This window comes from Mycoplasma sp. Z386 (assembly GCF_054343375.1).
This window is the reverse complement of the sequence record NZ_JBTGVC010000013.1, coordinates 1-20,382: the sequence shown is the minus strand read 5'-3', so window position 1 is coordinate 20,382 and position 20,382 is coordinate 1. Positions and strand designations below refer to the sequence as shown.

Annotated in this window: 16 protein-coding genes; 3 read left to right on the top strand and 13 right to left on the bottom strand. The window is 23.3% G+C overall.

What is annotated here, in order from left to right; all coding sequences use genetic code 4:
- Positions 1–165 precede the first annotated feature (165 nt).
- The 6 genes from secA to ACXX85_RS02480 all read right to left on the bottom strand — a co-directional run bounded on the left by secA (position 166) and on the right by ACXX85_RS02480 (position 9,359).
- The gene (gene secA / locus ACXX85_RS02505) at positions 166–2,811 is read right to left on the bottom strand and encodes a preprotein translocase subunit SecA (protein ID WP_458560546.1); all 2,646 of its coding nucleotides are present in this window, start codon (positions 2,809–2,811) and stop codon (positions 166–168) included.
- A 58-nt stretch (positions 2,812–2,869) separates the two neighbouring features.
- A complete protein-coding gene (gene tig, locus ACXX85_RS02500; protein WP_458560545.1) occupies positions 2,870–4,294 on the bottom strand; it encodes a trigger factor in 1,425 nt (474 codons plus the stop codon).
- A 70-nt stretch (positions 4,295–4,364) separates the two neighbouring features.
- A complete protein-coding gene (locus ACXX85_RS02495; protein ID WP_458560544.1) occupies positions 4,365–5,594 on the bottom strand; it encodes a hemolysin family protein in 1,230 nt (409 codons plus the stop codon).
- A 1-nt stretch (position 5,595) separates the two neighbouring features.
- Positions 5,596–6,924, bottom strand: a complete 1,329-nt coding sequence (gene dnaB / locus ACXX85_RS02490; RefSeq protein ID WP_458560543.1) for a replicative DNA helicase — start codon at positions 6,922–6,924, stop codon at positions 5,596–5,598.
- A complete protein-coding gene (gene rplI / locus ACXX85_RS02485) occupies positions 6,917–7,357 on the bottom strand; it encodes a 50S ribosomal protein L9 (protein WP_458560542.1) in 441 nt (146 codons plus the stop codon). The genes dnaB and rplI overlap by 8 nt, the downstream gene beginning before the upstream one ends.
- Positions 7,338–9,359 (bottom strand): GGDEF domain-containing protein, encoded by a 2,022-nt coding sequence (locus ACXX85_RS02480; RefSeq protein WP_436358862.1) that lies wholly within the window; start codon positions 9,357–9,359, stop codon positions 7,338–7,340. The genes rplI and ACXX85_RS02480 overlap by 20 nt, the downstream gene beginning before the upstream one ends.
- Before the next feature lie 116 nt (positions 9,360–9,475).
- Here ACXX85_RS02480 and ACXX85_RS02475 point away from each other — a divergent pair, with 116 nt between their 5' ends.
- Together ACXX85_RS02475 and rpsT are read left to right on the top strand one after the other, a co-directional pair.
- Positions 9,476–11,053 carry a DUF31 family putative serine protease gene (locus ACXX85_RS02475; RefSeq protein WP_458560541.1) on the top strand — a complete coding sequence of 526 codons (1,578 nt, stop codon included), beginning with the start codon at positions 9,476–9,478 and terminating at the stop codon, positions 11,051–11,053.
- A gap of 119 nt (positions 11,054–11,172) precedes the next feature.
- Positions 11,173–11,448, top strand: a complete 276-nt coding sequence (gene rpsT, locus ACXX85_RS02470) for a 30S ribosomal protein S20 (protein ID WP_436358860.1) — start codon at positions 11,173–11,175, stop codon at positions 11,446–11,448.
- A gap of 33 nt (positions 11,449–11,481) precedes the next feature.
- Here rpsT and ACXX85_RS02465 read toward each other — a convergent pair whose 3' ends face one another.
- From ACXX85_RS02465 to ACXX85_RS02435, 7 genes are all read right to left on the bottom strand, one after another.
- Positions 11,482–11,997 carry a DUF402 domain-containing protein gene (locus tag ACXX85_RS02465; RefSeq protein ID WP_436358859.1) on the bottom strand — a complete coding sequence of 172 codons (516 nt, stop codon included), beginning with the start codon at positions 11,995–11,997 and terminating at the stop codon, positions 11,482–11,484.
- A 1-nt stretch (position 11,998) separates the two neighbouring features.
- Entirely contained in the window at positions 11,999–13,483 is a 1,485-nt protein-coding gene (locus ACXX85_RS02460; protein ID WP_458560540.1) for an MYPU_1760 family metalloprotease, read from the bottom strand.
- A 189-nt stretch (positions 13,484–13,672) separates the two neighbouring features.
- On the bottom strand, positions 13,673–14,521 hold the full coding sequence (locus ACXX85_RS02455; RefSeq protein ID WP_458560539.1) for a hypothetical protein: 849 nt from the start codon (positions 14,519–14,521) through the stop codon (positions 13,673–13,675).
- Between the two features lie 2 nt (positions 14,522–14,523).
- On the bottom strand, positions 14,524–15,360 hold the full coding sequence (locus ACXX85_RS02450; protein ID WP_436358856.1) for a hypothetical protein: 837 nt from the start codon (positions 15,358–15,360) through the stop codon (positions 14,524–14,526).
- Between the two features lie 12 nt (positions 15,361–15,372).
- Positions 15,373–16,200 carry a hypothetical protein gene (locus ACXX85_RS02445; RefSeq protein ID WP_436358855.1) on the bottom strand — a complete coding sequence of 276 codons (828 nt, stop codon included), beginning with the start codon at positions 16,198–16,200 and terminating at the stop codon, positions 15,373–15,375.
- A gap of 11 nt (positions 16,201–16,211) precedes the next feature.
- Positions 16,212–17,051, bottom strand: coding sequence for a hypothetical protein (locus tag ACXX85_RS02440; protein ID WP_458560538.1), 840 nt, complete (start codon positions 17,049–17,051; stop codon positions 16,212–16,214).
- A 1-nt stretch (position 17,052) separates the two neighbouring features.
- Positions 17,053–19,218, bottom strand: coding sequence for a S8 family serine peptidase (locus tag ACXX85_RS02435; protein WP_458560537.1), 2,166 nt, complete (start codon positions 19,216–19,218; stop codon positions 17,053–17,055).
- Positions 19,219–19,667: 449 nt separating this feature from the next.
- On the opposite strand from ACXX85_RS02435, the gene trmB reads away from it, so the two are divergent.
- On the top strand, positions 19,668–20,279 hold the full coding sequence (gene trmB / locus ACXX85_RS02430) for a tRNA (guanosine(46)-N7)-methyltransferase TrmB (protein ID WP_458560536.1): 612 nt from the start codon (positions 19,668–19,670) through the stop codon (positions 20,277–20,279).
- Positions 20,280–20,382: the final 103 nt, after the last annotated feature.

The following is a 20,382-nucleotide window of genomic DNA, read 5'->3' as shown; positions in this document are numbered from 1 at the left end:
TGTTTAATAAAAATTAAAAAAATTATTATGATTACAAAAGGTAAAAAGAGTAAAGCAATGTTAACTATCAATCAAAAGTAGTTAATTAAATTGTTATAAATATAAAAAGTTAATTCAATTAATCCAACTATAAAAGATATAAAAAATAAGATTAACACTATTATATTAATCTTTTTTTTCATTGTTTTTTTCTTCTTCTAATAATCTTTGTTGACTTTCCAAAATAGCTGCGTTTTCTTCTATGATAATTCTTTTCAATTGTTCATCATCCATATCTTTAGGAACAGAAAGGATTTTTCCATCAATAAGTGTTATTTGTTTCATTTGTTGTTGGTATTCATTAGCTATTCTTATTTTTTCTTCTTCCATATCTATGATTGCTTGAATTTCTTCTGGAAATTTCCCTACTTCAATTGTTAAAATTTGTCCGTTAGATAGTTCTATATTCATATACTCTATTTTTCTAGCATATGAATTATTAAATAAATTTAATATTGCTTGATCTGAACTTTCATCAATAAATACTTCAAATTTTTTAGTTGCTTCTTCAGTAAAAATTTGGAATGGATTTTTTTGTGAATATTGAACAAGATTTGCAGATGATCTTAACTTATCAATAATATCAATGTGATTTTGTCATTTTTGATCTAGTGCACCTAGTAAAATTTGTCTTTCTAATTTTACATATTCTTCTTTTAAATTTTCGATCAAGTTAATTCTTAACACGTTAAAATAAATGTCTTTCATTTTTTCTTTTAAATATTCAATCAATTCATCGTAATGGTGTTCACTTATTTCTTTATAAGTAAATTCTACTTTAGAAATTCTTGAAAAATTCTCATTTAAAAATTTAGTTAAAACATCATATTTTACTTCTTTATTTGTTTTTAAAATGAAATCAAAATTCATAAAATTATCTACTGATCTTTCAATAATTCTAATGATATAATGATCCAATTCTTCACTTTCTAAAATAATATCTCTTTGTGTATAAACTAAATCTCTTTGTTGTCTAATAACGTCATCAAAACTTAAAACATTTTTTCTGTTATCGTAGTTTAAACCTTCTATTTTTTTCTGTGCTCTTTGGAAAAATTTGTAAATAGACTTTCCTGGAATAGGTTCATCACTATCACTTCCAAAATTTTCTTTAATTTGATCAAATTGAGAAAATCTTGTCATTAATTGATCTTCAATAGAAAGGAAAAAACGGGAATAACCTACATCTCCTTGTCTTCCTGATCTTCCTTTTAACTGATTATCTATTCTTCTTGATTCAGATTTATCTGTTCCAAGAACATATAATCCACCTTTTTCTAAAGCTTCTGGAGTAGGTTTAATATCGGTTCCACGACCTGCCATATTTGTTGCAATTGTAACTGATCCTACTCTTCCGGCATTAGCAATAATTTCTGCTTCATATTCGTTTTGTTTAGCATTTAAAACAGTATGTAGAATACCTTCTCTAACTAAAAGTGAATGTAAATATTCTGATTCATCAACTTGTGAAGTTCCTACAAGGATAGGTTGACCCAATTTATATTTTTCTTTTATTTCTGCAACAATTGCTTTATATTTCGCTCTTGCAGAAGGGAAAATTAAATCAGTATCATCAAATCTTTTTATTGGTCTATTAGTTTCAATAACATTTACTCTTGTGTTATAAATATCAATAAATTCTTGTTCTTCAGTTTTGGCAGTACCTGTCATACCACAAAGTTTTTTAAACATCCTGAAAAAATTTTGATAAGTTATTGTTGCTAAAGTTTTAGTTTCTGGTTCTATTTTAATCATTTCTTTGGCTTGAATAGCTTGCTGTAGTCCTTCAGAATAGCTTCTTCCTTCCATTATTCTTCCAGTAAATGTATCTACAAGTTCTATTTTTCCATCTCTAACAATATACTCAACATCTTTTTTCATTATTTTATGTGCTCTTAAGGCATTTTGAATGCTATGAACTAATTCTGAATGTTGAATATCATAAAGATTTTCAATATTAAAAAAATGATTTGCTTTATCTATTCCATTATCGTTTAACTTAACTGCTTTACTTTCTCAATCAATATCAAAATCTTCATCTTTAAGAATTCTTACAAATTGATCGGCAATAAAATAATTATTTCCGCCACTTTTTTCACCACCAGAAATGATCAAAGGAGTTTTAGCTTCATCAATTAAAATAGAATCTACCTCATCTATTAAAGCATAGTTGAGTCCTCTTTGTACTTTAGATTCTTTTTGTGTAACCATATTGTCTCTTAAGTAATCAAAACCTAATTCAGAGTGAATGGAATAAGTAATATCACAAGCATAAGCAGCTTTTTTTGTTAAAGAATCCATCTGTGATTTATTAATTCCAACTGTTAAACCCATTCAATTATGCACTTGACCCATTTCGGTAGCATCACGTTCTGAAAGGTATTCATTAACTGTTGAAACAATTACCCCTTTACCTTCAAGTGCATTTAAATATACAGGAGCAATAGAAGTAATAGTTTTTCCTTCTCCTGTTTTCATTTCTGCAATTGAACCTTGATCCAAAATTAAACCACCCAAAATTTGTACATCATATGGGAATTTGTTTAACACTCTTTTTGTAGCTTCTCTAACTGCTGCAAAAGCTTCAACTCTGATATCTTCAAGAGTTTCACCATTTTTTAAACGTTCTTTAAATAATTGTGTTTGATTCTGTAAATCTTCATTACTCATTGAAGAATAAATGGATCTTTTTTCATTTATTTCTTTTAGCAATTTTCTTGCGATTTTCATCTCTGTGGATGTTGAAAAGAATTTTTTAATTTTATGTAACATATTATTTTAAATTTTACTATTTTTATGAAGAAAAAAAAGAAAAAAAGACCAATAGGTCTTATTTTGAAGAAGTTTTTTTAGTTTCTTTTTTAACTGTTTTAGAAACAGGTTTTTTTACTGATGTTTTTGGTTTAGAAGTTTTTGTTTCTTTATTTTCTTCTTTTTTAACTTTAGAAACTATTGTTTTCATTTTTTGTCCAATTTTTCCTGAATTGTATTCAATCAATCTATCGATAACTTTTCTGTTTATGATAGGAATTTGTAATTGGAATTTTGAAACCATTTGTTCAACAGCTTCTGGTGTTGTTTTGTAAAGTTTTGCAAACTTTTCATATTCTTTTTTATAATCTTCTTCTGTTGCTTCTAATTTTTCAATTCTTGAAATTTCAGCAAAAATTAATGATGTTTTTAAGTTGTGAATTGCTTCTTTTTCAAATGTGTCATTTAATGTTTTTGTGTCTAATTTAAGTAAATCAGCATATTCTTTAAGTGAAAAACCTTGTTCTTTTAATCTTTCTTCTGTTTTTCTTTGAACTGCCATTTTTTCTTTGTTAATTAAAACTGAAGCTAAAGGAATTGTTGTATTTTCAAAAATTTTGTGAAATACTTTGTGTTGAAAATCAATTTTTGATTTTTCTGTTTTTTCTTCAAGTAAAAGTTTTTTTAGATATTCTTTTAATTGAGAAACTGTATAAACATTTTCAATTTTTAAATCAGAAACAAAAGCATCATCTAATTTTACTTTTTCATATTTTTTAACATCTTTTACATGAATTTTAAATATTGCTGGTTTACCTGCAAAGTTTTTTGCATGGTAATCTTTTGGAAAGGTCACTTTAATTTCTTTTTTGTCACCTTTTACAAAACCAATCATTGATTCTTCAAATCCTTTAATAAAATTTCCTGAACCGATTTTTAATTCAAAATCTTCTGCTTCTCCACCTTCAAATGGTTCATTGTCAATAAATCCTTTAAAATCAAAAAGCACAACATCTCCATTTTCAATTGCTTTATCAGAGCTTATTAAAAGTGAATGAGATTTTACAATTTTATCTACTTCAGAATCAATTTCTTCTTTAGAAACAGTTGGTGCTTCATAAGAAATATCTAATCCTTTGTAGTTAGAAATTTTAAATTCTGGATAAACTGGATATTTAAATTCTATTACTAATTCTTCTTTTGAAACTTTAACTGGATTTAAAGCTGCTTCATCCAATACTTTATCACTTTCTATAATTTGTTCTTTTGCTAAAGAAGCTAATTTAGGAGCTATTGAATTTGCTGCTTCTTGAATTACTTGTCCTTCTGAAATTAAACTTTCAGCTTTTGCTAAAGGAACTTTTCCTTTTCTAAAACCAGGAATTTGTACTGATTTTAATAATTTGTTTTTTGCTTTTTTTTGTGCATCTAATCATTCTTGTTTATCTGCTTCAACTGTTATTACTAATTCTGCAGTTTCAGCTAGCATTTTTCTTTTTGCCATATAAAAAACTCCTCTGTTTTTATTAATAATATATTTAATTATAAAGTATTTTTTTGTATTTTATAATTTTTTATTCTTCTTTTCAAATTTCTATTTTAGGTTCTTCTTTTCTTTTGTTTTCAACAACTTTAAAATATAAGTTATTAATATTAAATTTGAATTTTAAAGTTAATTTTTTGTTTGTTGTTTTCTCTAAAAAAGAACCAATATTTTCATTTTCATTTTCGTCTAAATTTATTGAGAAAAAATCATTAATTTTAGAGATAGGTGTAGAATATTTAACCATGATTTTTGAACTTTCTTCCAACTCATAAAAATCTAATTCGTCTCTATAATCATGTTCATCATATATTTCTCCAACAAGTTCTTCCAAAATATCTTCTAAAGTTATTAAACCAATAACTTTTTTATCATCATTACTCTTAGTGATAAAACCTAATTGACTTTTATTTTCTTTCATTTTTTTTCAAGCAACTTTTAATAAAGAATTTGAAGAAATATAAGGAACTTCCACAATGTAATCATCTATATTAAAAGTTTCTTCATCAGATAAACCGAAAATGTCTTTTAAAAGGATTATACCTACAAATTTTTTATTTTTTTGAACAGGAATACGGGAAAATCCCGTATTTTGGAATATTTCTTTAATTTTTGCTAAACTATTTTCATAAGAAACATAAGTTATTTTTTTCAATCTAACATAGTGCTTAGTTACTTTTATGGAATCAAAATCTAGTGCATTTCTTGCAAGAATAGATTCTTCTTTTTCTAAAACACCTTCTTTGTAACCTAAATCTAAAATGTGTTTAAGTTCATTTTCTGTATTAGTAACTTGATCTGATTTAACGAATTTTGAAATTAAAAAAGTTAATGGTCAAAATAAGTAATGAAAAAATAAAATTAATAAATATGTACACTGTAAAAATTTTATTGGATATTTTCTTGCTAAAATTTTGGGCATCATTTCACCAAAAATAACAATAATAGGAGTCATAACTAAAGTAGAAACGATAATTTCAAAAGTTTCCTCTGTTATTCAACTCGAAAACAATGAGGATAAAATTACAGAAGAACCAATATTTACTATATTATTTCCTATTAAAATTGTAGATAATGTAGATGGGAACATCTCATATCTTTTAATTATCACTTTTTTTTGAAAGTGTTTTTTGCTATTTAAATTTTCTTCTAATTTTGCCCTAGAAACAGTTGAATAAGCTGTTTCAGAAGCTGAAAAAAACGCTGAAAGAACTAATAAGAAAATTAAAATTATTATAAATATAATTTTCGACCAACTCATTCTAGTTTGTTTCTCCTTCTTCAAAGAAAAGACCTATTTTTGGATTAAATTGTAATGATAAATCACCAATGGCACCGTTTCTATGCTTTGCAATAATTAATTTTGTTTCTTGAATGTCATAAGGGGAAATTTCCTTTTTATAGTAATTTTCCCTGTATAAAAACGCAACTATATCAGCATCTTGCTCAATTGCTCCAGATTCCCTTAAATCTGAAATTATAGGTCTTTTATCTTCTCTTTTTTCTACGTCCCTGGATAATTGAGATAAAGCAATAACGGGGCAATTAATTTCTCTTGCTAGTTGTTTTAAACTTCTAGAAATTTTAGAAACTTCTAATTGTCTATTATTAGAACCACCAAGATCTATTAATTGTAAATAATCCACCACTATTAAGTCTATTTTTTTCATTTTATTTAATAATTTTTTTGTTTTTCAAATCATTTCATGGAGTTTAACTCCTGCTGAATCATCAATAAATAAGTTATAATGGCTGATTTTTTCATTCAAAGTTGTGGAAATTTTAATTCAATCTACATTAGTTAAAAATTGTGGATTTTTTAAATAATCTCCAGGAACTCCTGACTCAGATGCTAATATTCTAGTTACTAATTGAGTACTTGGCATTTCTAAAGAAAAGAAAACAACAACATTATTGTTTTGCTCAACAATGTTTTTTGTTAAATTTAACGCAAATGCGGTTTTTCCCATCGCTGGTCTTGCTGCTAAAATAATTAAGTCACCTTTTTGAAAACCTGAAGTAATTTTATCTAAATTACTAAATCCTGTACTAATTCCTTTTAAACTAGTACTATCTTTTCTAGAAAGCAAGTCTTTTAAGATGTTTGCAGCAACATCTCTCATATTTTGAAAATCACTATTTTGAACATTTCTAGTGATTTGAACCATCTTGGATTCAAATTCATTTAAAATATCATCTGCAGTTTTATTTGCTTCTGATAATTGTTGAAAACTTTGTTTTAAAACAATAGATGCTTGTCTTAATGTTGCTTTTTCAACAAGATCATTCATTACTTCTTTAACTGTAGAAAAAACGGGAATTTCGCTTGTATATTCTGTTATTTCAGCTGCTCCACCAAATTCTTTCAGTTTTTTCATTTCATCCAGTTCTTTAATAACTGAAACATAATTTATTTTTTTAGAAGCAAAATATAAATTATTTAATGCTTCGAAAAGAATTTGATTTTTGAAATCGTAAAAATCTTCCTTTTGTAAAAAAGGAATAATTTTTGCTTGATCTTCCTCTGATGATAATGCATAAGAAAGGATCGACTTCTCTACTTCCTTAGGTAAAAATAAACTTTTACTCATCTTTTTCAACCTTAACTCTTAAATGAGCTATTACTTTTTTGTGTAGTTTAACATTCAATACAGTTAATCCCATACTTACAATATGAACATGTTCTTCTAAAGAATGTTTAGGTAATTTAATGTCCATATCTTCAAGAGCTTTAATAATTTTTTTAGCTGTTATTGAACCATGAACTACATTATTTGTTTCTTTTAATTTGAAGGTTAAAATTATAGCTTGAATTTGATCTCTTAATAATTCAGCTTCTTTAATTTTTTTCTCTTCTTCTTGTTCTAAAATTTCTATTTTTTTGTTTAAATATAAAGATGTTTTTTTGTTTACTGGAATAGCTAAACCATTTTTGATTAAAAAGTTTTTTGCATATCCATCAGATACATCTATTACTTCATTAACTTTTCCATCTTTACAATCTTTAATTATTATTACTTTCATTTTTCACACTCACTATCGCTTGTCTTATATTGTCTACAAATTCTTCTAATGTTTCTGTTGTGCTTTCTGCAGCAGCAGCAGAGAAGTGACCACCACCACCAACTGTTTCTGCAATAATTTGCACATTAGTATTATTTATACCTCTTGCAGACATTTTAAATCTATCTTTTCCTACTACTTTAGCAACAACAAAAGTTGCTTTTCTTCCTTGGATATTTAACATAAAATCAGCTGCCATAGACACAACATCTAAATCAATTTCTTCTGCTGTGTAAGCAAGTAAAAATCCTGGCTTGACTTCTTCTACATTTCTAGTTATCTTATTAATTATATTAAAAATTTCTTCACTTATCTTTAAAGTTTCAATAGATTTAGCACTTTGAGCCCCTCATCTAGTTAAAATTGAAGCTGCATTAAATGTTTTCATAGTTGTTGATTTTTTAAATTGATTAGTATCCATATAAATACCATTTAAAAGCATTTGGGCACTAAAAGGTGAAATTATTCTGTTTTCACCATCTGAATTAAGTGCTATAACCTCTGTTACTATTTCAGATGAAGAAGAAGCAGTGGTTTCAATATAATCATTTCCTTTAGAAAGGAATTCAGGTTTTCCTGAAACCACTCTATGATGGTCAAAAATAAATATTTTTTTCGGATCAGCTGTATTAAAAGCATTTGGATTTTCAATTCTTGTTGCTTCTGCTGTATCTACAATTATTATCATTGTGTTTTTGTTTGTATATTTAGATGCTGTTGAAGGTTTTATGAATATTTTTTTATCTATATATTGAGAATTGGTTTCTAAAAAATGTGTTGTTGTAGAATCAAAAGTTACATTTTGAATATACATTTTCTTTTCTAAATTAAATTTGGTTTTAGCATAATTAATTAAAAATTGACCAAGACCAAACGCAGAACCCACAGCATCTAAATCTGCGTATTTATGCCCATATAAAATGATATTTTCTACTTCTGGATTTTCTAAAACTGCAAGCATTTTTTTAGATACAAAGTTTAGTTCGCTTCTACTTGAATTGGAACTTATTTCACTATTTGAACCATAAACAACAGGTCTAGAACCATATTTAATAGTTGTAATTTGATTCCCACCTCTAGTTTTTGAATAAATTATTGCATCTTTTGCAATTTGATTCAATTTAGAAATTTCATTTGTTCCATGAACAAAACCAACCGATAAAGTTACTTCTTGTTTTGCTTCATAACTAGAATTATTTAAATTAACAACCATTTCATTAAACATAGAAAAGTTTTTTGCTTTTAATTTTGCGAATGTTTCATAACTAGTTACAACTCAAAATTTTCCTTCAATATATTGACGATAAGAGAAATTATAATTTTTAGATAACTCATCAAGTAAATTAATAACAGATGTTTTTACCTTGAAAAAATCTTCTTCTCCTAATGTAGAAAGTAATAATTGAAAATTATCTATTTCAATTTCTCCAATTACAACTTTATCTTTCTCGTAACTTTTCAAAAGGTTATCATATAAGGTTATATCTCTAATAGAAATAGCGTTTTTATCTCTATATTTTTTAATTGCATATGTATAACCATCTTCAGAAAAAGTAGAACCATCTCCTACTAAATTTTCTTCATTTGCTTTAACTTTATTTTTCAGAACATCATCAATATTTTTTCCTATTCATTTTTTAGAAAACCTTTTTTCTATAAATGAAGAAACTCAAATAATTTTTCCATTTGTTGTATGTAAAACTAAACCTAAATTATTTTCTTCAACAACATCATTAATATATTCATATAAAGAAGATTGAATTTTGGAACTTTTATGCAGAAATACTCATAAAAGTCAACATAAACTTATAGTTGCAACAATTAATCAAAATACAAAAAAACCAAATAAAAGAAATTTGGAAATCAAATTTATTTGATATAAAACAATAAAAATAACTGCAAATAATATCAAATAAAAAACGTTGATTGAAAAGTATATTAAAATCTTTGCTTTTTTACTCATATTATTAAATTATAAAACAAACTATTATTTTAAAAAACATAATTTATATTTTCTTTTTGAAAAACTTTTTTATTTTACTTTATAATTAATAAAATATTTTTGAAAGGTTCTTTATTATGAATAAAAAAACTAAATTTTTGCTTTCTTTTTCTTCTGTTTTATTAGTAAGTACATCTCTTGTTTCTTGTTCTTTTCCTTTTGTTAAAAAAGAAGAAAAAGAAACAATTGAAAAGAAAAAGCAAGAAATTAATGTAGAAAATCCAAACTTCTCACTTGAAGTCAATTCTTCTGTTTTAGACAATGCAAAACTAGAAGAAATTAAACAAATATACAAGAAAAATACAGAAAATAGTGATTCTGTGACTGATTTTATTAAAAAAAGAAGTTTTCAAATTGAATATGTAAAAACCTTTGTAGAACTTTATTCTGATGATTCTAGAAGAAAATTTGTAATTTCAAATTTAGAAACAGAATTTGCTACCGGATGAGTTTTAGATAAAGATCCAACAGATGAAAGAGTTTATTATATTGCTACAAATATTCATGCAGCAGCTTTCATAAATAAACCAATAATAAAAACTAATTCTGTAAAGCTTTTAAATAATAAAAATGATAATTACTTTTATCAAAATATTTCAGAAGAAGAATTAGATAATTTCAATTCTCAAGGAATTTTCAAACCAAATTACAATGGAAAAATGCCAGAAAATTATTTTAGTTCACATGATATAAGAACTTTATCACTAATTGGTTTAGAAAATTATCCAGAATACAAAAATGATCCTTATGTTATAAATGACGCAGGTAAAAGAACAAAAGAAATCACTGAAAATAGACAAAATGATTTTTATAATTATAAAGATGCTACTTTCAATGAAAATTTTGACGTTTTTAAAGATAAAACCAATATATTTGAATCATTTGAAGTTATTAAACCGCTTAGTTATCAAAGTACTTTTTATAATTATTTTGATCTAAAAAATGGTAAACCTTCAGAAAAAGAATATCTTTCAGGATCAGATTTTGCAGTTATTAAAATAAAACTAAAAGATAATGTGGAAAAACCCGCTTTTTTAAAAGAATATGATAAGTCTCCAACACTAATAAATACTGTAAATACAACTTTAGAAAAAATTGAAGGTGAAAAAGTTTTTTCCTTTGGTTTTCCTGTAAAAATAGATGATTTAGAAAACAATAAGAGTACAAGAGTTACTGAAAAAGTTGATGGATTTAAATTAACCAAAAGCTTTTATAAAAATGGTATTAGCATAATCAATAATATGCCAGTAATCAACCAAGGATTTCAAGACAATGAAAAACTTACAAATAAACCTTTTGATATAGAGAATTCAATTGATAAGGATTCTCCATCTATTGAAACAATATATTTAGCTAATCAAGATTTAGATAACTATGTTAAAGTACCAAAGTCTAATTTGTTTTTTAAAGGAGCATCCGGAGCTGGTGTTTTTAATCAAAATAAACAAGCAGTGGGAATTTTCTTTTCATCTAATGCAGGTTTAAAACACGATGATGAAAATTTTAATACTTTAAATATTCACAGATTACTAGAAAAAGAACAAGATAAAAGCCCTTTGATTTTTTATTTAAAAAATGTAGATCAAAATCACTCTTGACTAAAACAACATTTCAATGAAATTGTTGCTTTTAATAATTCTTTGATAAAAAAATAAAGTAAGTTTTTTGAAATAAAAAATATTATTTTCCAAAAAATAAAAATAATGTAAAATATTATAGTTAAAAATACAAAAAATTATTGTATAATTAAGAAACAAAACATTAAGGAGATAGAATGGCAAATATTAAATCAAAAATAACAAGAATCAAAACAAATGAAAAATCTAGAATAAGAAATAATGCTATTAAATCAAGAGTTCGTGGAGCTATTAAAAAAGCTAAACTAGCTGCAGTGCAAAATGCTACTAATGTAAATGAATTAGTTGCTAAAGCACATAAAGAAATTAATACTGCTGTTTCTAAAGGTGTTTTACACAAAAACAATGGTTCTAGAAAAACTTCAAGACTTGATGCTTTTGTTTCCAAACATTTAAGTGCAAATGTTGCTTAATTAAGATAATTAAAAACTCCAAAAGGAGTTTTTTTATTTATCTATTTTGCTTTGAATATACTTTAAATATTTTTTATTAAAAATATAGGTTTCCTTATAATACAAATTAATTAAAAATTTTAATTCTTCAAAAACAACATCAATAGTTTTTTGAGAATATTTCATTTTCTTTGCGTTTGATAAAAACTCTATTTTATCTATTATGTTTAAATCTTTATTAGGATAAACCTTAATATCTAAATCAAAATCAATGAATTTTACAGTGTGTTCTTCTACAAAAAAAGGAGATGCTAAATTTATATAGATATAAAATTTTTTGTTAACAATAGTTACTAAAGCATTAAAAAAATGTTTTTTATGAAAAAATCACAGTGTGTCTTCTCTAATAGATCATTTTTGAAAGTTTTTTTCCATAACTTTTGTTTTATTATTCATATAAAGTACAACATGATTTTCAGTTTCTTGTAATATTTTTCCACCACTTCACTGTCTATATAATTTTCCATTATATTTATATGCTTGTATATTAACAAAATTTTTATATTGCATTTTACTCCTTGATAATTTTATTGTTTCTTATTGTTAAAGATTCACTATTAGTTAAAAAACTTCTACTTGAACTTGGACCATAATTAGAATTACTTGAAAAATTATTTAAATTATGTAGTTCTTTTTCTTCTATTTTACCATTATTATTTAAGTCTTTTCACAACATAGGTTTAAAATCCATATTCATCTCTTCCATATTTAAATAACTATTTGTATAGTAACTTAAATATTTTTCTTCTGGAAAAAGACTATAATCTTGATCATTTTTATTTAATTTAGCTTTTAAATTATTACTTTCATTATAAACTAAATTTAATTTTATAAAGGAATTTTCCTTATTTTTGAAAATTAAGCCATCATATTTTTCTTTTGTATAACCACTAAAAAATAATTTATTATTATCTATATTTGCTTCTAATTTATCATTAATATATGTTCTATTATTTAAATTATAAATCCCACTGATATTCAATTTATAATTCATTATTTCTAAAAAATGAATAAATAAATCTTTAATTTTATTGTCCAATTTAATTACTGAATCATTTTTTGTAATATAACCACCAAAAGCAGAATCATTAATAATAAAATTATCTTCTAAATGTGTTAAACCATCTTCTCTAGTTAAAGTTGTTGTTCATAAAGAGTCATTTAAATAAAAATTTTTATCATTATTTAAATTATTTCTTTTTTCTATATAAAAATGTTTATATGCTTCGTTTGCAAAAAACTCTTCAAAGGAAAAATAATAACTTAAAGGAATAAAATTATTTAAGTTTTTAAATTTTTCATTCATAATTTGCAAATTTTTATTTTCAAAATTTATTTCATTTAACTTATTTGTTAATGATTTTTCCAAAATTTCTTTTATTGTAACATCGTTAAAAATATTACTTGAATTTAATAAATTTTTATTTGGGAAATAATTTGAAAATCTGTCATCTGTTATTCTTAAATCACTTAAAAAGTTATCTATAAATTCTTTATTATAAGTTTTAGTTGATTTACTGTTTTTGATTGTATATCCTTGTTTATAATTGGAAAGATAAGTGGAATCGATATAATGAAAATATTCATGATATAAAATTTGAAACAAAACTTCTATTCTGTCATCTTCATTTTTTATGTTTTGTAAAGAATCAGAATTTAAATATATTTCTCTAGTGTTTGAAATAAAAAAACCCTGTCTTTCCTTTGTATTTGAAAATTCTTTTAAATTTTTATCAATTATTATTTTATTTAAAAAATTTATTTCTGATCCATAAAATAAATCTTTTTTAATTCTTTCATAAAACTTTTGAAGTCCATTTTTAGATAAAAAATAATCTTCTTTTTTATATTCAATCAAATCAAAATTAAAATATTTTTGCTCTATTTTTATAAATTCTTGTTCTTTATTTTTTGAATAATCACAAGAAGTAAAAACAATAGCAGGCAAACTAAAAGAAAAAAAATACAAAAATGATTTTATTTTTTTATTAAACATATTAAAGTTAATCTTTCTACTATTTTTATTAAATTATAAAACTTTCTATCTTTTTGTATTAAAAATATTTATATTTCTTTTTATTAAATAAAAATACCGGTGTAAAATCACTGGTAAATTTATACTTACTTGATATTGTTATTACTTTTCAATTAATAAGAATCATTACATAAGAAAACTTTTTACATTTTATTTTTCTTTATTTAGTTCATGAAATTCAAAAGCAAGTGGAAATTTTTCATTATTTTCTTCTTCATTATATTTTTCTTGATCATTATAATTATTTAAATTAGATAAAATTAAGTCTTTAAGATTATTTGATTTAGGTATTTTTATTTCTACTTCTTTTATATCATCAGTAAATGGACTGCTTACATCTAAAAATAGAGAAAATAATATTATTTTATTTGAGAAATAATTTTTTAATTTTTCTTTAATTGTTTCTTCTGTATCTTTATCTGTTTTTTTGATAATAGCATTTATTAAATACTCTTTTATTAAACTAAAAGGATTATTAGTTAAAATTTTTTCACTTTTAATATTTTCACGAAAAAGTGGAATAACATGTGTATCATTCATATCTTTTTTATTAAAAGTTTTCAATGCAAAAGAAGTTCTTAAATCATTCATAATGAAGTTGAATTGATCTATATTACTAATAGCTATAAATTGTCCTAAATGATTTAAATCAAAGTTAAAAATGTGTTTTTTATCTTCTTCACCAAATGGTGATAAACTAAAATAATATTTTGAATTTTCTTTTTTAAAAGGATTTTCGAAGTAAAAAGTAGTTAAATGATTTTTATCTACTTCTCATTTTCCATCAACGCCTAAAAAATCTTTTTTATATTTTATTTCATTTCATTCTTTAAATAATTCATTAGGGTTATGATATTTATTGTGAGTTGGTTTTTCAAAAATAAATTTTGATTCATTATCTTTTTTCTGTATATTTTCTTTATTTTCATTACAAGAAATAAAAGAAAATAAAGATAAACCACCAGTTACAATAGGAATTAATAATTTAATTTTTTTCATTTTTATTTACCTTTACTATTTTCTTTATCTAATTCATGAAATTCGAAAGTTAATGGGAGATTGTTTTTTGGAATATATTGCCCATTGCTTTTATTCTTTAAGTTTAATTGAACTAAATCTTTTAAATTGTTTGTTTTAGGAAATTTTATATTTACCTGTTTAACATATTCCTTAACTCCATCTCTATCATCTATAAATAAAGAAAAGATAAGGATTTTAGTTTCAAAATATTTTTTTAATTTATTTTTTATGTTTTCTTCTGATTCGCCATCATTTATCTTGATTATTTTATTTAGCAATCTTTCTTTCATTAAATAAAAAGGATTGTTAGTTTTTATATTTTTATCCAAATTTTCATCATAAAAAATAAGAGCTATATTAGCTGGTGCTGTTGTTGTTTTAAGAAAAAAAGAAGTTCTTAAATCATTCATAAAGAAGTTGAATTGATCTATATTACTAATAGCTATAAATTGTCCTAAATGATTTAAATCAAAGTTAAAAATTTCTTTTTTATCTTCTTTAACAAAAGGAGATAAATTAAAATTTTGCTTTTCATTTTGTTGTGTATAAGGATTTGCAAAATAAAAAGTATCAATATGATTGTTATGTACTTCTCAAACATTATCTTTTTCTAAAAAATCTTTTTTGTATTTTACTTGATTTCATTCTTTAAATAATTCATCAGGATTATGATATTTATTGTGAGCAGGTTTTTCAAAAATAAATTTTGATTCATTATCTTTTTTCTGTATATTTTCTTTATTTTCGTGACAAGAAACGAGAAAAGATGATATTGAAATTGTTGTAAGTACTGGTAATAATAATTTAATTTTTTTCATCTTTATTTTTCCTTAACTATTATCTTTTTCTAATTCATAAAAATCAAAAACAAGTGGATCATCTCAATCGCGATCATATTTATCTTGATTTTTATTAGTAGTTAAATTTGCTTCAATTAAATCTTTAAGATTATTTGTTTTAGGAAATTTTATATCAACAGTTTTTAGTTCTTCAGTAAATCTGTTTCTTGTTTCTGTAAAACAAGAAAATAATACTATCTTTTTAGAGAAATAATTTTTTAATTTTTCTTCTATTACTTTTTTATTATTTAAATCAGTTGTTTTAATCATAGATTCAACTAATGATTTTTGTATTACATAAAACGGATTATTAGTTTCAAAATTATTTAAAAAATCATAATCAAAAAATAGAAGAGAAGTATCAACTTTGTTTAAATTTTTAAAATTAAAAGCAGTACGTAAATCATTCATAAAAAATTTAAATTGATTATAGTTACTTATTGCTATAAATTGACCCAAATGGTTTAAATCAAAGTCAAAAATGTGTTTTTTGTCTTCTTGATTAAATGGAGATAAACTAAAATCATATTTGGAATTTTCTTTTTTAAAAGGATTTTGAAAGTAAAAAGTGGTTAAATAATTTTTATTTAAATCTCAAACACGATTATCGTACAAAAAATCTTTTTTGTATTTTATTTCATTTCATTCTTTAAATAATTCATCAGGATTATGATATTTATTGTGAGTTGGTTTTTCAAAAATAAATTTTGATTCATTATCTTTTTTCTGTATATTTTCTTTATTTTCGTGACAAGAAACGAGAAAAGTTGATACTGAAATTGTTGTAAGTACTGGTAATGTTAATTTAATTTTTTTCATTTTTATTCTCCTTAACTATTCTCTTTTTCTAATTCATGAAATTCAAAAGCAAGTGCATTATTATCTTTGTCTGAAATATATTTATTTTGATTTTTTTCATTAGTTAAATTTGCTTCTATTAAATCTTTAAGATTATTTGTTTTAGGAAATTTTATGTGAACATTTTTTATTACTTCAATATAATAACTTCTTCCATCAGTAAATAAGGAAAATAACACTATCTTCTTGGAAAAATAATTTTTTAATTTTTCTTCTATTACTTTTTCATTATCTAAATCAGTTGTTTTAATCATTGATTGAATTAATGAGTTTTTTATTGCATAAAATGGATTGTTAGTTTCAAAATCGTCAACATCATAGAAGTGAATAAAATATGGAATTCAATCATTTCCATTAATTGATTTAAAATTTTTAAAATTAAAAGCAACGCGTAAATCATTCATAAAAAATTTAAATTGATTATAGTTACTTATTGCAATGAATTGACCTAAATGATTGTAATCAAAATCAAAAATATGTTTTTTATCTTCTTGACTAAAAGGGGATAAACTAAAATCATATTTTGAATTTGCTTTTTTAAAAGGATTTGCAAAGTAAAAAGTAGTTAAATGATTTTTATCCACTTTTCATTTTCCATCAACACCTAAAAAGTCTTTTTTGTATTTAACTTGATTTCATTCTTTAAATAATTCATCAGGATTATGATATTTATTGTGAGTTGGTTTTTCGAAAATAAATTTAGATTCATTATCTTTTTTCTGTATATTTTCTTTATTTTCGTGACAAGAAATAAAAGAAAATAAAGATAAACCACCAATGACAACAGGGATTAATAATTTAATTTTTTTCATTTTATTCTACTAAATGACTTATAGCAACTTCATCATCTAATTGTGAGATGGATGAATTTTGTTTATAAAGATAATATCTATATTTTCCTGATTTACTTATTTTGATATTTAAAATTTCTTTATTAGATTTAACTGATGTAGTTTCTTTAACTTTTTCTCATTCTTTTGTTTGGCTATTTCAATATTCTAAAACAATATTGAAATCTGTTACAACATTATTATTTTTAAACTCTTCTTCAAAGTAATTTTTATCTTTTTTACCAATATATATATTTTCAGGAATTTCTTTTTCAAAACCATTAAATAATCATGCTGAACTAATTTTTAGTATTGAATTATCTTTTAATTCTAATTCTTTTACAGTTTCATCCAATTTCCCTTTTTCTCTATCTCCTTTTATTGTAAATTCTCTTAAACTATCTACTGCCTCTTTTGCTTTTTTATAGTTTAAAATTCCTGCTCCAAAATCTTGATTATAACCTGTTCCATTAATTAAATTTTTACTAAATTCATTAAATAAATCAGATGAAACACCTATTAAAGAAAATATTGATACTGGTTTATTTCTAACTTTTGGAAAATTTCTATATAACTTAGAAATTACTCCTGTTACTAGTGGAGCAGCAAAACTTGTACCTTGCTCATCTTTAGAATTTTCAATAAATTTAAAATCATAATTTGTTCCTGGAGCAGCTACTGTAATATTTGGATAATCTTGTGAAAAATAGTAAGAGTTACTAGAGTTAACTGAAAAAGAAGTAGATTTTTTTGTTTCTGTGTCAAGTGCTGCAACTTTTATTGTATTTAAACCTAATTTCATTCCGTGAAAATTGTTGTTTATGTAATCATCTTTATGATTTCCTGCAGAAAATACAAAAATAATTTTATATTTTTTAGTAAATAAATCTAAAAAATATGCAATGTTATCATAAGAAGTTCTTAAAGTAATTGGGGAATATGGATTAGGAGAACCATAACCAAAACTTCCGTTTATTACTTGAATTCCTTTTGAAACTGAAGTTTTTAAGAGTTTTTCTAAATTATACATATTATTGAAAGTAAAAGTATATTTAGAACTATTAATTCTCCTGGTTGAAAGTAACAAATCATAAATTTTTGCAAAAGGATCGACTCCTTCTTTAGAAGAAATTAAACTAGCTACTTCTTCCTTATGATCCATTTGTTCTTCTATTGGAGTTTTAGTTTCAGAAACCAAATTATTAAATTTAAATAAATTATTATCTTTTCTTAAATTAATATTTTCAAGAACTCCTACTTTTGTTCTATAAACCCCTTCTGGTTCATTAGTTTTTTTATCAATTTTTACTTTTGTTTCATCATAGTCATCATTAATTAAATCTAATTGTTTTCTAAAATGTGTTTTGTAGTCTGAAGTAGATAAATAATATCAACTTTCTTCTTTCTTTTTGGGTTCTTCTTTTTTAGTTGAAGTAGAACTGGATGATGAACTTGAAGAATAGGAATTTTTGTGTTGTCTATAAGTTCAATCATTGCTACTATAAGGATTATAGTTGCTAGAGCTTGTACTTGCTTTTCCTGTATCTTGATCGTATAATAGACATTTTCCCAAATCATCTGGTTTATCAATACAATACTTAGTAATTAATCTTTCAGCTACATCTTTAAAAGATAAAGTCGCTACTATTTGTTCTTTAGAATAGTTAGCAAATTCTTTTTTATTATCTAAAAATTCTGCAAATTTATTTGCATCTTCTAAGTCTACTTCTACACTTATCATAGGAAGAATTTCAGAATAGTAAGAATATTTAACAATATTTTTATCTTTAAGTTCGCTTAAAAGTAAATCTAAAACTTTTTTATTTTCTTTTGAATATTTTTCAATTTTGAGATTATTATCTAAATTATCATCTACAAAGACATTTGTATATAATCTAAACACTTCTCTCTTTGGTAGAGATTCAACAAAATCACTTACCATTTTATCTTCTTGTGTTGGATTTTCTGAAAAACTTTCAGTTGAATAATTTTTTAATTTACTTAAAAATTCATAAATATTTAATTTTTTGTTTTCTTTATTATTTTTTTGTTGTGAATCATTAAGATTCATACTTACACCTAAAACAAATGGACTTAATAATCCAGTTATTGGCATAAGAGTAAATAAAAATTTATTTTTCTTTTTCATAATTTTCTCCTTTATTTTATTTAAAAAGGTTGCAAAAAATCCTAAACTTAATTAGGATTTTCTTTTTAGTTTATTATTTAATTAAATAGATAAATTTATTTTAAAGTCCTAAAAAAGTAAAAATGAAAATACTGGTTAATTTTAATAATTAACTTGTTTATATTACGAATGATAATATTTTTAGTTATTTTCATTTTTCCTCCTGCAACCATAATTTCATTATAATACTTTTTTGCAAAAATTTCAAAATAAAAATAAAAAAATATGCTATATTATGCTAATAATATTTTTTCTGCATTTTCTGTTAAAACTAACTTTTATTAAAAGATGTTTTTTGTTAAGAAAGAAAGTCTTTTATTTAATGATATCTTATTATTTTGGTTTTTAGAATTTTGTGTTGAAATTTATTTATTTCTTGTTTAAAAAATAAATTTTAGTATTATTTTGATATGAGATTAAGAAATATACCAAATGCAACAGAATTACTTTTAGAAAGCGAATATTTAATAACTGAATTTCCTTTTAAAGTGAATTCTAACACTGTACTTGAAATGGGTATGGGAAAAGGTGAAATGTTAGTTCAACTTGCTCAAAATAATCCTAATATTATGTATATAGGAATTGAAAAATATCCAACAGTTGCTTTAAAATCTATGAAAAAAGCCAAGAAATTAAATTTAAAAAATTTTAAAATAATTAATAAAGATATTGCAGAATTACCTAATTTATTAGAAGGAAAAGTAGATTTAATTTGACTAACTTTTTCAGATCCTTGACCTAAAAAAAGACACTATAAAAGAAGACTTACTTACAAAGATTTTTTAAATATTTATCAAAATTTATTATCTCCAAATGGTTTATTAAAATTTAAAACTGATAATGATGGTTTGTTTGAATATAGTATTGAATCTATACAGGAATTTGGGGCAAATATTATAAATCTAACAAGGGATTTTCATAATAGTGACCTTTCTAAAAATAATATTATGACAGGTTATGAAAAAAAATGATCAGATAAAGACAAAAATATAAATTATTTGGAAGTTAAATTTAATAAATAATTATGTATATAAATAATAAGAATTATCTTTTTTGAAATTATTTTACTAACTTAAAACTTTCAAAAGAGGAAGTGTAATAAATTTTGTGTAAAAATTCCTCAAT